The sequence below is a fragment of the Elizabethkingia occulta genome (genome assembly GCF_002023715.1).
GTDB classification, from domain to species: Bacteria; Bacteroidota; Bacteroidia; order Flavobacteriales; family Weeksellaceae; genus Elizabethkingia; species Elizabethkingia occulta.
In genome coordinates this window covers 1-13539 of sequence record NZ_MAHX01000003.1, presented here as the reverse complement: position 1 = coordinate 13539, position 13539 = coordinate 1, and the positions used below count along the sequence as shown (strand labels likewise).

The 13539-nt window shown below is 36.1% G+C and carries 13 protein-coding genes; 8 read left to right on the top strand and 5 right to left on the bottom strand.

From position 1 onward, the window contains the following. Positions 1-9 precede the first annotated feature (9 nt). The 5 genes from serC (at position 10) to BAZ10_RS01630 (ending at position 5111) form a co-directional block, all read left to right on the top strand. Positions 10-1068, top strand: coding sequence for a 3-phosphoserine/phosphohydroxythreonine transaminase (serC, locus tag BAZ10_RS01650; protein WP_078770555.1), 1059 nt, complete (start codon positions 10-12; stop codon positions 1066-1068). Positions 1069-1132: 64 nt separating this feature from the next. Next, positions 1133-2086 carry a D-2-hydroxyacid dehydrogenase gene (locus BAZ10_RS01645; protein WP_078770554.1) on the top strand — a complete coding sequence of 318 codons (954 nt, stop codon included), beginning with the start codon at positions 1133-1135 and terminating at the stop codon, positions 2084-2086. 6 nt (positions 2087-2092) lie between these two features. After that, entirely contained in the window at positions 2093-3331 is a 1239-nt protein-coding gene (locus BAZ10_RS01640) for a DUF1015 domain-containing protein (protein ID WP_078770553.1), read from the top strand. A 59-nt stretch (positions 3332-3390) separates the two neighbouring features. After that, the gene (locus BAZ10_RS01635) at positions 3391-4746 is read left to right on the top strand and encodes a M20/M25/M40 family metallo-hydrolase (RefSeq protein ID WP_245803717.1); all 1356 of its coding nucleotides are present in this window, start codon (positions 3391-3393) and stop codon (positions 4744-4746) included. Further along, positions 4746-5111: a diacylglycerol kinase gene (locus BAZ10_RS01630; protein ID WP_078770552.1), complete on the top strand. Its 366-nt coding sequence runs from the start codon at positions 4746-4748 to the stop codon at positions 5109-5111. The genes BAZ10_RS01635 and BAZ10_RS01630 overlap by 1 nt, the downstream gene beginning before the upstream one ends. On the opposite strand, the gene BAZ10_RS01625 is transcribed toward BAZ10_RS01630, so the two are convergent. The 4 genes from BAZ10_RS01625 to BAZ10_RS01610 all read right to left on the bottom strand — a co-directional run bounded on the left by BAZ10_RS01625 (position 5087) and on the right by BAZ10_RS01610 (position 10866). Further along, positions 5087-5881, bottom strand: coding sequence for a patatin-like phospholipase family protein (locus BAZ10_RS01625; protein WP_078770551.1), 795 nt, complete (start codon positions 5879-5881; stop codon positions 5087-5089). The genes BAZ10_RS01630 and BAZ10_RS01625 overlap by 25 nt on opposite strands. Before the next feature lie 104 nt (positions 5882-5985). Continuing rightward, positions 5986-7374 (bottom strand): dihydrolipoyl dehydrogenase, encoded by a 1389-nt coding sequence (gene lpdA, locus BAZ10_RS01620; protein WP_078770550.1) that lies wholly within the window; start codon positions 7372-7374, stop codon positions 5986-5988. Positions 7375-7582: 208 nt separating this feature from the next. Further along, positions 7583-8413: an OmpA family protein gene (locus tag BAZ10_RS01615; protein ID WP_078770549.1), complete on the bottom strand. Its 831-nt coding sequence runs from the start codon at positions 8411-8413 to the stop codon at positions 7583-7585. A gap of 14 nt (positions 8414-8427) precedes the next feature. Then, the gene (locus BAZ10_RS01610) at positions 8428-10866 is read right to left on the bottom strand and encodes an alpha-ketoacid dehydrogenase subunit alpha/beta (RefSeq protein ID WP_078770548.1); all 2439 of its coding nucleotides are present in this window, start codon (positions 10864-10866) and stop codon (positions 8428-8430) included. Positions 10867-10987: 121 nt separating this feature from the next. Between BAZ10_RS01610 and BAZ10_RS01605 the strand changes: the two genes are divergently transcribed. Together BAZ10_RS01605 and BAZ10_RS01600 are read left to right on the top strand one after the other, a co-directional pair. After that, complete coding sequence (locus BAZ10_RS01605; RefSeq protein ID WP_078770547.1) at positions 10988-11287, top strand: hypothetical protein; 300 nt, start codon at positions 10988-10990, stop codon at positions 11285-11287. A gap of 85 nt (positions 11288-11372) precedes the next feature. After that, on the top strand, positions 11373-11879 hold the full coding sequence (locus BAZ10_RS01600; RefSeq protein WP_245803716.1) for a hypothetical protein: 507 nt from the start codon (positions 11373-11375) through the stop codon (positions 11877-11879). On the opposite strand, the gene BAZ10_RS01595 is transcribed toward BAZ10_RS01600, so the two are convergent. After that, entirely contained in the window at positions 11876-12640 is a 765-nt protein-coding gene (locus BAZ10_RS01595) for a response regulator transcription factor (protein ID WP_078770545.1), read from the bottom strand. The genes BAZ10_RS01600 and BAZ10_RS01595 overlap by 4 nt on opposite strands. An 86-nt stretch (positions 12641-12726) precedes the next feature. Here BAZ10_RS01595 and BAZ10_RS01590 point away from each other — a divergent pair, with 86 nt between their 5' ends. After that, positions 12727-13377, top strand: coding sequence for a DUF1349 domain-containing protein (locus BAZ10_RS01590; protein WP_078770544.1), 651 nt, complete (start codon positions 12727-12729; stop codon positions 13375-13377). Positions 13378-13539: the final 162 nt, after the last annotated feature.

Sequence of the window (13539 nt, the reverse complement as noted above, 5' to 3'; positions counted from 1 at the left end):
AATTTAGTAATGAAGAAACATAATTTTAGCGCCGGTCCTTGTATTCTGCCTCAGGAAGTTTTCCAGAAAGCTTCAGAAGCTATTTTAGATTTTAACGGAATGGGGCTTTCCCTTCTGGAAATCTCACACAGAAGCAAAGAGTTTGTTGCCGTAATGGATGAAGCGCGTGCTATTGTAAAAAGATTAATGAAGTTGGGAGATGACTATGATGTTCTCTTTCTTCAGGGTGGTGCAAGCCTTCAATTTGCAATGGTTCCTTTCAACCTTATGAAAACAGATGGTAAAGCTGCATATCTGGATACCGGAACATGGGCTGCAGGAGCTATTAAAGAAGCTAAAAAACTAGGTACAGTAGATATCGTTGGCTCTTCTAAAGATCAGAATTATTCATTTATTCCTAAAGATTATACTGTAGGATCCGAATACAACTATTTCCACTGTACATCCAACAATACAATCTATGGAACTCAAATGAAAGAGTTTCCTAAAACAGATACTTTAATGGTCTGCGATATGTCTTCCGATATATTCAGCAGAGTATTGGATTTCTCACAATTCGATTTAATTTACGCCGGAGCACAGAAAAATATGGGTCCGGCCGGAGCAACATTAGTTATTATAAAAAAAGATATTCTGGGAAAAACGGGGAGAGATATTCCTTCTTACTTAAACTATCAGCTGCATATTGATAAAGAAAGTATGTACAATACACCACCTGTATTTGCTGTTTATACATCACTTCTTACACTTCAGTATCTGGAGCAGCATGGTGGTATAGAAGCAGCCGAAGTACGCAATGAAGCAAAAGCTAAATTATTATATGATGAGATCGACAGAAATCCTTTATTCGAAGGTTATTCTGTAAAAGAGGACCGTTCATTAATGAATGTTTCCTTCAAACTTACTGACGAATCTAAAAAAGAAGCTTTCGATACAGCATGGAAAGCAGCTGGTATAAGTGGTCTTAACGGACACAGGAGTCTTGGCGGATACCGTGCAAGTCTTTACAATGCTCTTCCAATCGAGAGTGTACAGGTACTAGTAGACATTATGAAGTCTATTAGCTAATTGATTTGAAAATTAACAAACTTAAAAATCTGTAAATTTTTAAATCTGTAAATTTGTATCTTATATGAAGGTATTAGCTAACGATGGTATTTCGGAATCGGGGGAAAAAGCGTTAAAAGAAGCAGGAATTAATCTGCTGGACAATCGTGTCTCATCCGGACATCTCGCACAGTTTATCAATGATAACGGAGTGGATGTTCTTCTTGTAAGATCCGCAACCAAAGTAACAAAAGAACTGATAGATGCCTGTCCTACACTAAGAATTGTAGGACGAGGAGGTATTGGCATGGACAATATTGATGTGGAATATGCAAGAGAGAAAGACATCTATGTATTCAATACTCCCCTTGCCTCTTTACGTTCTGTTGCCGAACTTGTTTTTGCTCATTTCTTTTCTTTGGCCAGAAACCTGCATGAGTCGAACAGACTGATGCCACTGGAGGGAGAAACTAAATTCAATGAACTTAAGAAATCCTTTGCTAAAGCTTTTGAGCTAAAAGGAAAAACTCTTGGGGTAATTGGTATGGGTAAAATTGGAATGGAAGTAGCTAAAATTGGAATTTCTTTGGGAATGAAAGTTTTATGTTATAACAGAACCCCTAAAACAGAAGAAGTGGCACTACACTTTTTCGATGGACAAAAGATGAAATTCAGCTTAACTTCTGTTTCCCTTGATGAAGTAATTACACAATCTGATTTTATCAGTATCAATACAGCAAAAACGCTTCACTATATTCTGGATTCTGAGGAATTCAGCAGAATGAAAGACGGTGTATTCATTGTGAATGCTGCCAGAGGTGGTGTACTTAATGAGGTTACCTTACTGGACTTTATCGAAGAAGGAAAAATAGCTGGTGCCGCACTGGACGTTTTTGAAAACGAACCTAATCCCGAACTTCCTTTATTAATGAATCCTGCTTTATCATTAAGCCCACACATTGGTGGCAACACAATTGATGCACAGGAGAAAATTGGAATGGAATTAGCAGAACAACTAATTAAACTTAAACTACAATAGAAAGAAATGCCTTTATTTAAACCCTTTCGAGGCATAAGACCTCACCATGATTTGGTTGAAACATTTACAACAGCATCTATAGATAACTTCACAGAAGAAGAGTTACATCTGAAGGCTAGTGTGGACGATTCATATGTCCAGATGTTAAAGCCTTTTGTATGCAGCAAATCAAAAGATGTAGACCGTAACCTAAGAAAGGTCAGAACCAATTTTGAAGAACTGTTTCAGGATAAAAAACTGTCTCAGGACAACGCTGCATTTTATCTTTACGAGCAGATAATGCCGGACAAAACGGTTTACCGTGGTCTTTTGGGATTAACATCTGTTGAGGATTTCTGGAACGGAAAAATAAAAAAACACGAAGCAACCATAACGCAGAGAAAGGAAAAGTTTGCCCACTACCTGGATAAAGTAAAAATTCAGGCTGAACCTGTATTGCTTACCTATCCTTCTAATTCCAAAATAGAGGTATTGATGAATCTGGAAGAGAAAAATGTTCCGGTTGCTAACTTTACAGACAAGAACGGAGTTCGTCACAAACTATGGAGAATTGATAACCGTCTGAAACTTCAACAGTATAAGGAAGTAATTGAACAAATTGATTCCTTTTACATCGCCGATGGTCATCACAGAATTGGTTCTGCAGCACTCAATGCTAAAAATCATCTTAATAAAGGTAAAAAACATACCGGACAGGAAGGCTTTAATTATGTTTACAGCTATATTGTCTCCAACCAATCTATTAAAATCCACGATTATAACCGTCTGATAAAAGACCTGAACGGTTTATCTACAGAACAATTTTTAAAATCTTTAGAGAAATTTTTTGTTATTCATGAGAAAGGAGATATTCCTTATTATCCTTCTCAAAAATATCACCTGAGCATGTATGTAGATGGTAAATTCTACAGTCTTCATATCAAACATGATCTTAGAAATAAAACCGGCGGATTGGAGGATCTTGACCACTACTTCCTGGAACGAAATGTTATTAAGGAAGTCTTGGGTATGGAAACCAAACTAAGTGACAAAATAGGCTTCTCTAAAGGTAATTCTACAGTAGAAGGTATTGCAGAAATTAAAGAACTGGTAGACAATGGTGAATACGCTGTAGGATTTGCAATTCATCCATTACCATTCTCAGACTTGGTGAAAATATCAGATCTTAAACAAAAAATGCCACCAAAATGTACCTATATAGAACCAAAACTGCTTACTGCATTGGTAATGTATGACATGAAATAATATTTTTTCCTGCAAAAATTCCTTAAATTTGATTTACTCAAAACTTGACAGGAATTGCAATGAAAAAACTAATGCTTATTCCACTCATTGCGAGTGGATTTTTTTTCGCCCAACAAAAGGACGATTCACTGGTATTCTCTAAAATATCAGGACAGATTTTAAACCAAGGAGAGGCTTATGAAGAGCTAAGGTACCTTAGTAAAAATATTGGCCACAGACTAAGTGGCTCAGCAGCTTACGAAAAAGCAACACAATGGGCCTTTAATCAATTGAAACAAGCCGGAGCAGATAAAGTATGGCTTCAGCCTGTAAAAGTTCCGGTATGGGTAAGAGGTAAAGAATCTCTTCATATAAAAACAGCTAATGGGCAGTGGCAGTCTGTCAATATGCTTTCTCTTGGAAACTCAGAAGGTACTAATGGTAAAGATTTAACAGGTGATATAATTCTGGTAAAAACTATTGAAGAGTTTAATGCATTGCCAGAAAGTACTGTAAAAGGTAAAATTGTATTTTTCAACAATTCCTTTAATCAATCTTATATAACTACATTCCTTGGATATCGTGATGCAGGAATATACAGGAGAGCAACAGCTTCGATGGTTGCAAAAAAAGGCGGAAAAGCCGTAATCATCAGATCTTTGTCCTCCGCTACAGACGACGCCCCACATACAGGAGCGATGAAGTATGAAGATGGAATAGAAAAAATACCAGCCATCGCTATTGGACCTAAAGGAGCTGAGAATCTTGCTAAGTTATTACAATCACAAAAAGTAACCGCTAAACTTAATTCCAACTGTGGGATGAAGGAAGAGGTAATGAGTAATTCTGTAATTGGAGAAATTACTGGTAAAAAAGATCAGAAAGTTATTGTTGTAGGTGGACATCTGGATTCCTGGGACGTTGGCGAAGGTGCACAGGATGATGGTGCCGGAATTGTACAGTCTATAGAAGTTCTCAGAACCTTTAAAAAACTAGGACTTAACAATAACCATACAATACGTGCAGTATTATTTGCCAATGAAGAAAACGGAACACGTGGCGGTCTAAAATATGCAGAGGAGAATGGTGCTAAGGAGAAACATATCTTTGCACTTGAAAGCGATGCCGGAGGCTACTCACCTATTGGCTTCTTTATGGATGTGAAGCCAGAGCAAAAAACTGATGTTAAAAACTGGATGAAATTATTTGCACCTTATAATGTTCATAATATTGCCGATTCAGAAGGAGGTACCGATATTGCACCATTAAAAAAATATGGGGTATCTACTGCTGGTTTAATGCCTGATTCACAAAGATATTTTGACCTGCACCACTCTGCGTCTGACACCTTCGAGGCTGTAAACCGAAGAGAGCTTCTACTAGGTGCCAGTGTTATGACTCAGTTGATATATATGGTTGACAAATACTGGGAATAATGCGTAAACCTTCTCTATATAAAAGTTTTGGTAATGCTTTCAAAGGAATTTTATTCTTACTAAAAAATGAAAGAAATTTTCAGATTGAAGTATTGGGTCTTCTGGTTAACCTGTTTTTTATTGTGTATCTAAAATTAGAAAGACTGGAAATAGCACTTATACTGATGGCTTCATTCTTCGTTCTGGTTACCGAAGCTCTAAATACATGTGTAGAGAAAATCTGTGATTTTGTTCACCCAGAATACAATAAGAATATAGGTATCATAAAAGATATAGCCGCCGGAGCTGTTGTAGTAGCAGTTCTTGCGGCTATTTTAACAGGCATTTACATTTATCTGCCTTATATAATAGATTTTGTATCCTGATAGAATAAGCTTTCTGCAAAGGTATCCTGTGCAGAGATGTAACCAATATCAAATATTTCCTGAGTCCGTTGCTTTTTTGTCTCAAATCTCCCGTAAGTACTTAATTTGTTCAATGGAATAAACCAGTCACATAACTCAAACTTATGATGTTCTGATCTGTAAAGTAATATTTCCAAAGCACGTTCAGTAACCGAGCGGATACTCTTGATTTTATTCTGATTCAGCTTTTCCATAGGAGAAAGGTATACTCCTATCATTTTCTCTACCTTATTGTTTAATAAATCTGCGGGGAAATTATTAATAATACCTCCGTCACAATAAATTTCCTCATTAATACTATAAGGAGTGGCAACTCCCGGAATTGCTGCAGAAGAAATAATAGCATCTATTACCTCAGTATCTTCATCAAACACATGCAAAGTTCCTGTTCCCAGGTCTGTAGCTGTAAGTAATAATGGAATTCTGCTTTCCTTTATTTTTGAATTTCCGAAGATCGGTTCCAGGTAAATTCTGAAAATATCTGAACTTACGATGCCCGGCTTGTTAAATACCAGATGCTTCCAGTTGAAGAAATGGACAGATTGGAAAAAAGCCAGAATATCTTCCGGTGACTTTCCATATGCATATAATGCTCCAACCAATGCGCCTGCCGATGTACCGGAAATAACATCTACTTTTATTTGCTTCTCTTCCAGAAACTTCAGCACTCCTGCATGTGCAATGCCTTTAGTTCCGCCTCCTGAAAGAACGAGCCCTGTTCTGTACTCCATTTAATAATTTTGTGTTGTAAAATTTGGTTTATAAAATTATAAAATCCACAGCAGTTGCTGTGGATTTTAATTATTTTTCACATAATATTTATATTACGTTTATATTATATGTGAATTACTTCTCCATAAGCAGCTGCTACCGCTTCCATTATCGCTTCAGATAATGTTGGGTGCGGGTGGATAGATTTAATAATCTCATGACCTGTAGTTTCTAATCTTCTTGCTACAACAGCTTCAGCTACCAATTCAGTAACACCTGTACCAATCATATGACAACCTAACCATTCACCATATTTCGCATCGAAAATTACTTTTATGAAACCATCAGTATCACCATTTGCCGTAGCTTTACCACTAGCTGAGAACGGGAACTTACCTACTTTTATTTCGTAGCCTTTTTCTTTAGCTTGTTTTTCTGTTAAACCAACTGATGCAATTTCAGGAAGACAGTAAGTACAACCAGGAATATTACCATAGTCGATTTTATCTACATGCATTCCTTTAATTTTCTCTACACAAGTAATACCTTCAGCAGATGCTACGTGAGCTAGTGCCTGGGTAGGGATAATATCTCCGATTGCATAGTAACCCGGTACATTTGTCTGATACCATTCGTTTACTAAAACTCTTCCTTTATCTGTTTTAATACCAACTTCTTCAAGTCCGATATTTTCAAGATTTGCCTGAATACCTACTGCAGAAAGTACAACATCTGCTTCAAGGATAACTTCACCTTTAGCCGTTTTTACTTTAGCTTTTACACCCTCTCCTGTTGTATCTACGCTTTCAACAGAAGAATTTGTCATTACCTCGATTCCTGCTTTTTTCAATGATTTCTCTAAGTGCTTAGATACTTCTTCATCTTCTAAAGGAACGATGTTTGGTAAGAATTCTACTACAGTAACTTTAGTTCCCAGACTTGAATAGAAATAAGCGAACTCAACACCAATAGCTCCAGAACCTACTACAATCATAGATTTTGGTTGCTCTGGTAGGCTAAGTGCCTGACGGTAACCGATTACTTTTTTACCATCCTGAGGAAGGTTTGGCAATTCACGGGAACGTGCACCAGTTGCTAAAATAATATTCTGACCTGCATAAGTTTGCTTTTTACCTTCAGCATCTGTAACTTCTACTTTCTTGCCAGGTAATACTTTTGCCGTACCTAAGATTACATCGATTTTATTTTTCTTCATCAAGAATTCGATACCCTTGCTCATTTTGTTAGCAACGCCACGGCTTCTCTGGATGATGTTCGGGAATTCAAAACTAGGCTCTACTTTATTAAGACCATATTCTTCAGCATGTTCTATATATTTGAAAACCTGTGCAGACTTCAATAAAGCTTTTGTTGGAATACAACCCCAGTTAAGGCAGATACCACCAAGATTCTCTTTCTCTATAATTGCAGTTTTGAAACCCAATTGGGAAGCTCTGATTGCAGTAACATAACCACCAGGTCCACTTCCTATAACAATAATATCGTAATTCATTGGAAAAAATTTTATTGCGAATTTACGAAAAAGATTGTGAAAAAAATAGCGAAACTAAAAACGAACAAATGAGAATAAACAGCTTATTACAGATTTTGCAAAAAGAGAATATACCCTAGAGCGGGCAATACTTTATGTCTCAATTCAATAGTTAATAAAAAAGCCTGTTTCAGTTATTGAAACAGGCTTTTATAAGGAATTTACAATTTTATCTTTTTGCTTCCAATAGTTGCATGAACTGGTCTAATTTAGGAAGAACGATAATTTCTGTCCTTCTGTTTTCAGATTTGCCCATCGGCGTATTGTTATCAGTTTTAGGAACGTATTCTGAGCGTCCTCCGGCTGTCATTCTGGATGGGTTAACTCCGAATTTAGTCTGAAGCATTCTTACAACTGAAGTTGCACGCAATGCAGACAAATCCCAGTTATCTCTGATTAATGCATTCGGCTTCATTGGATCTGTATCAGTATGTCCTTCAACCATCACATCATAGTCACTATAATCATTGATTACACGCGCCACTTTCTCTAATACAGTCTCGGCTGTAGGTAAAATCTCGTAGCTACCAGATTTATATAGCATTTTATCAGATAATGAAATGAATACAACACCTTTCTGGACTTTAATATCGATATCCTGATCATTGATATTATCAAGAGATCTCTTCAGTTTGTTGGATATTGCAATATTCAGAGAGTCTTGCTTAGATCTTGCATCCTGTAATCTCTTGATATAATCCTGAGATTCTTTGATCTGTCCAATCAGCTTCTCTATATTCATAGACCCTTTGTTGCTGTTGGTTGCACAATCTTTTAGACTTTCCTGTAAGATACTATTTTGGTTTTTAAGCAAATTAATTTGCTCTTCCAATGAAGAAACTCTTACTTTCTGACTTTGAATAAGGCTTTCTTTCTGCCCTGAATCACTGAGACACTTCTGATAATCTGTTTGTAATGCTTCTAACTTTTTCTGAGTTCCGCATGAAGTTAATGCTAACCCTAAACCACCTGCTAAAACAAATTTCAATACATTATTCATAATAAAATATTTTATTAAATCTCTGGATATTTTGCTGGATTAGATTCACGCACAAGTGCGTAAATTTTCTCCACTACATCATCTGCCGAAGGCTTAGAGAAATAATCTCCGTCTGAAGCATATGCTGGTCTGTGATCCTGCGCAGCAATAGTTAATGGTTCTGAATCCAGATATCTGAAGGCTTTTTGTTTTTCCAGAACTTGCTGGAGAATAAAGGCTGTTGCACCTCCCTGTACATCTTCATCTACTACTACCAAACGGTTTGTCCTTTTCACACTTTCCAGAATATCTTCAGATATATCAAACGGCATCAATGATTGAATATCTATTACTTCAATATTCACGCCAAGTTTTTCTAATTCTGCAGCAGCTTCCATTACAATTCTCCATGTAGAACCGTAAGTTACTACTGTAGCGTCAGTTCCATCTTTTGTAATTTCTACTTTTCCTACTGGTACAGTGAACTCTCCTAAATTGTTTGGTAGTTTTTCTTTCAGACGATATCCGTTCAGAGTTTCAATAATCAAAGAAGGTTCATCCGACTGCAACATCGTATTATAAAACCCTGCAGCTTTGGTAAGGTTTCTTGGTACTAACACATGAATTCCTTTTACCAAATTCAGAATTCCTGCCATTGGCGATCCAGAATGCCAGATTCCTTCTAAACGGTGTCCTCTTGTACGTACAATAACCGGAGCTTTTTGGCCTCCTTTTGTACGGTAATGTACTGTTGCCAGATCATCACTCATTCCCTGAATACAGTAAAGCAGATAATCAAGATACTGAATCTCTGCTACAGGACGAAGTCCTCTCATAGCAAGACCAATGCCCTGCCCTAATATTGTAGCTTCACGAATACCTGTATCGGCAACACGATCTGCTCCGTATTTTTCCTGAAGTCCTTCCAATCCCTGGTTTACATCTCCAATATTTCCACTGTCTTCACCAAAAATTAGGAATTCAGGATATTTTGCTAATATTTTATCAAAGTTATCTCTTATCACAACTCTTCCGTCCACCATTTCAGCATCATCTGCATAAGTTGGTTTAACTTCCGGAACGTTTACAGCCTGCCATTCTGATTCACTGTACAGATGAGATGAATAATTATCTCTTTCTACAGCTGTTAATTCATTTAATATATTTTTTACAGCCTGACGTTCTGCAGAATTTTCACCTCTTGTTACCCATAGAGATCTTCTTAGTAAATGGAAAACTTCTTTTTTAGCAATAGTAATAAGTGATTTGAATTTTTCTATTTCCTCATTTACCCCTGTAGAATTTGCAGATACAGCAGCTAATTTTTCTACTGCTGGTAATGCTTTATCCTTTAAAGAAACAATTGTTCCCTGATATATATCCCATGCTTTCTTCTGTGCATCTTTAGCTTCTTTCTTAGCTTCTTTGTCGATAAGATCTAATTCTTCTTCAGAAGCCAGTATCATTGTTCCTTCTTCACCTTCAATTTCATAGTTCAGAATCCACTCACGGAATTTTTTCAGCCCATCATGCTCCTGCTCCCATTGCAATCTTTCCGGAGATTTATAACGTTCATGAGAACCTGATGTAGAGTGCCCTTGTGGCTGTGTAACTTCAATAACGTGTATAATTACCGGTACTCTTTCTACTCTTGCAAAATGCTCTGCTTTAGTATATGCGTCCTGTAATGCAGGATAATCCCAAGCTTTCACCTGAATAAGCTCGAAACCTTGATTTTCCCCTTCTTTTCTCTGGAATCCTGACAGCATTTCTGTCATATCCTCTTTTGCTCTCTGGTTTTTAGTTGGCACTGAGATTCCGTAACCATCATCCCAGATAGACATAATCATAGGAACCTGTAATGCTCCTGCAGCATTAATAGTTTCCCAGAAATGACCTTCAGCTGTGGAGGCATCTCCAATGGTACCAAAAGCAACTTCGTTTCCTTCCTTAGAAAATTTTTCCGATCCCGGATAAGTATGATTTTTATAATAATTAGAAGCCTGAGCAAGTCCTAATAAACGAGGCATCTGCCCTGCTGTAGTAGAAATATCCGAGCTAATGTTTTTCATTTTGGTTAGATCCTTCCAGCTACCATCTTCATTTAAAGATCTTGTAGCAAAGTGGCCATTCATTTGTCTCCCCGCAGATGCCGGATCTCTTTCCACATCTGTATCTGCATATAAAGAAGCAAAGAAGCTTTCTGGTGTTAATGCATGAATTGCCATCGCAAAAGTCTGATCACGGTAGTACCCCGATCTGAAGTCTCCGTCTCTGAATACCCTGGACATTGCTAGCTGAGGAAGCTCTTTTCCGTCTCCGAAAATCCCAAACTTGGCTTTTCCGGTTAATACCTCTCTCCTCCCTAAAAGGCTCATTTCTCTTGAAACTCTGCCTAGTTTGTAATCCGCAAGTATTTGTTTTTTGAAATCTTCAAAAGTAACCTGTGATGTTTCAATATCTGTAACTTCCATTGTAAAGCATTTTTACAAATATAAGAATTTAGTATTTATTTATTTATCATAAAATTTATTAAAAAACTCCCTCGTAATGCTTATTTACATAAATTAGTTAAAAAAAACGACAGCTTTAGTAATGAAAAGAAAATCACCACATATTCTTAACACATCCTCAAATCTTTTGGGGTTTTGTTTAGTAATTATTACTTCATTAAAAGTCGCAAAACTGTCCAAAGGCACCTATTTGGATGATTTTGCAGCAGTTGCAAGTTTGCTTTTAATGGCTAGTTGCATCCTATCTTTTCTTGCCATACGTACAGAATCAGAGAAAAAAGCTTATAAATTCGAACGGATTGCTGACTTATTTTTTATTATTGCATTAACTGCATTAGCTATTTCAGTTATTATTATTGTTTTCCTAGATTTGATTAATTAATCCTGATATTTATTCAAAAAGAAGTAGTTTTACTCTTATTATTTTAAAAGTTATGAATGAGAATATTACTTTAAACTTTAGGGGAATGATACAATGTCAGTACCGACTGTCTATATTTTTCATCATATTGTCAATATTTCTTATCCCTACAATATTCATGACTATTGTTATTAGCTATCAGCTAAACAAAATACCCAGAGCTGTAGGTATTATGATAATGGGTATTAGTGCAATTATTGTTTTCTTTATTATTTCTTTTCTTTTCAAAAAGCTTCTCGCCAGTAATTTTAGGATTCATTTTGAAGATAAACAGATTGTTATCTCATCTAAAAATATTAATCGTGCAGTGCTTTATGAAAATATTGAAAAACTGGAAATAAGAAATAATACCGATTATTCTTATCTGCTGTTTTTAGAGAAGGATGGCAAAAAAACTAAAATATTTGTGGGGATGGCAAATCTCGGTATGAAAACAAGTACAATTCTTACACCTGCTGATCAGTTAGATCCTTTCTTTGGAAAACCAAATTTTGAAAAAAAAGCTTATTTCAAAAAAAATATGGAATATATTCTCTATACAGCTTTTTCTTAACTAATCCACCCGAGACACTCTGCTTTATAACAAGCTTCAAAAGAATTATTTACATGAAGCTTTTCCAGAATATTCTGACGATGACGGTTAACAGTATGCAGACTTATAGATAATTCAGCAGCAATTTCTTTGCTCAGCTTACCGTTTTTTATAAATGTCAGAATCTCTTTTTCCCGTTCCGACAAAATATTATCTAATTCGGGTTTACTGGTTTTCACAATTTCCCCGGTAGCAGTATTTACAATCATTCCTTCATAAGAGTTTTGTCCGGGATATGATGAAAAGCTGTAAAGGCATAACACTAAACCTATACTTCCATTAAGTGTACTGTTAATGTAGAATATACGATGCCAGACTGACAAATAATTTCCCTGAGAAGCTTTCATCCGTACAGTACTGGAAACATGATAATCTCTTCTGTGATCCTTCGCAATGCCTTTCAAAAAATGAAAAAAGTACAGCTCCATTCGGTATTTTTCAGTAAGGTCATTCGGATGAATTCTCTCCAGTACATCTTTTTCCCATATAGAAGCTATTTCCGAATTTTCTTTTGTAAATCCTAATATGGCAGCCATACTTCCATAATAGATATAACTTTTATCTGATACAACATCACTGAGTACAGCAATTGCATTTTCTGTTTGTATATATGCCTTTGCAATTTCCTGACCTGCTAATAATTGGGCTTCCGGATTGTTTTCATTACCAAAGTTCTGCTGAAGCAGCTGTTCATTTAAAGTAGTACCTATATTATCTTCCATAAAATGGCTATTAATCAGTATTGCTACCTATGTTGGTGTATTATAGCTTTGCGAAAATAATCAATTAAGCTAAAAACAACATCAATATGCGAAAACTATTATTGTTTATGATTGGCAGCATAACGCTACAACAGGTTTCTGCCCAAAAAATAGAAAAGCTTCAGTGGTTTAATGAACCTGAAAAATGGGAGATTAAAAATAATAGCCTTCAGATGTTCGTAACTCCGCAAAGCGATTACTGGCGAATATCTCATTATGGATTTACGGTAGACGATGCTCCTTTCTACTATGGAATTTATGGCGGTGAATTTGAAGTAAAAGTGAAAATTACAGGAGACTACAAAGAAAGATTTGATCAAGCCGGATTAATGCTGCGCATTGATAAAGAAAATTACATAAAAACCGGTATTGAGTTTGTGGATGGCAAATACAACATCAGTAGTGTTGTCACACATAAAACAAGCGACTGGAGTATGATTAGTCTGGATAAAAGTCTTTCGTATATCTGGATAAAAGCTGTAAGAAGGCTGGATGCTGTAGAAATTTATTATTCTTTTGATGATAAAAGCTACCAGCTAATGCGTAATGCCTATCTACAGGACAATACTCCGGTTATGGTTGGCTTAATGGGCGCCAGTCCGGATGGTAAAGGGTTCCTTGCAAAATTTGAAAACTTTAGTGTAAAGCATCTTCCGGATCAGAGAAGATTAAAATGGTTAAAGGAAAATCAGGAATAATTATATTATTCTTTTTTCATACAATAAATAAGGGGAAGAGGTCTTTAAAAGATCTCTTTTTCTTATAAAGCCTTGTCAAGATAGAACCTTACCAAGGCTAATAAATTATTTGATCTAATTCAATAATAGATTATCAAAATACTCTTCGACTACGCTCAGAGT

Bases quoted from the DNA above. Each gene is read 5' to 3' on its own strand.
- serC (WP_078770555.1), top strand. From the start codon at position 10: ATGAAGAAACATAATTTTAGCGCCGGTCCTTGTATTCTGCCTCAGGAA.
- BAZ10_RS01645 (WP_078770554.1), top strand. From the start codon at position 1,133: ATGAAGGTATTAGCTAACGATGGTATTTCGGAATCGGGGGAAAAAGCG.
- BAZ10_RS01640 (WP_078770553.1), top strand. From the start codon at position 2,093: ATGCCTTTATTTAAACCCTTTCGAGGCATAAGACCTCACCATGATTTG.
- BAZ10_RS01635 (WP_245803717.1), top strand. From the start codon at position 3,391: ATGAAAAAACTAATGCTTATTCCACTCATTGCGAGTGGATTTTTTTTC.
- BAZ10_RS01630 (WP_078770552.1), top strand. From the start codon at position 4,746: ATGCGTAAACCTTCTCTATATAAAAGTTTTGGTAATGCTTTCAAAGGA.
- BAZ10_RS01625 (WP_078770551.1), bottom strand. From the start codon at position 5,881: ATGGAGTACAGAACAGGGCTCGTTCTTTCAGGAGGCGGAACTAAAGGC.
- lpdA (WP_078770550.1), bottom strand. From the start codon at position 7,374: ATGAATTACGATATTATTGTTATAGGAAGTGGACCTGGTGGTTATGTT.
- BAZ10_RS01615 (WP_078770549.1), bottom strand. From the start codon at position 8,413: ATGAATAATGTATTGAAATTTGTTTTAGCAGGTGGTTTAGGGTTAGCA.
- BAZ10_RS01610 (WP_078770548.1), bottom strand. From the start codon at position 10,866: ATGGAAGTTACAGATATTGAAACATCACAGGTTACTTTTGAAGATTTC.
- BAZ10_RS01605 (WP_078770547.1), top strand. From the start codon at position 10,988: ATGAAAAGAAAATCACCACATATTCTTAACACATCCTCAAATCTTTTG.
- BAZ10_RS01600 (WP_245803716.1), top strand. From the start codon at position 11,373: ATGATACAATGTCAGTACCGACTGTCTATATTTTTCATCATATTGTCA.
- BAZ10_RS01595 (WP_078770545.1), bottom strand. From the start codon at position 12,640: ATGGAAGATAATATAGGTACTACTTTAAATGAACAGCTGCTTCAGCAG.
- BAZ10_RS01590 (WP_078770544.1), top strand. From the start codon at position 12,727: ATGCGAAAACTATTATTGTTTATGATTGGCAGCATAACGCTACAACAG.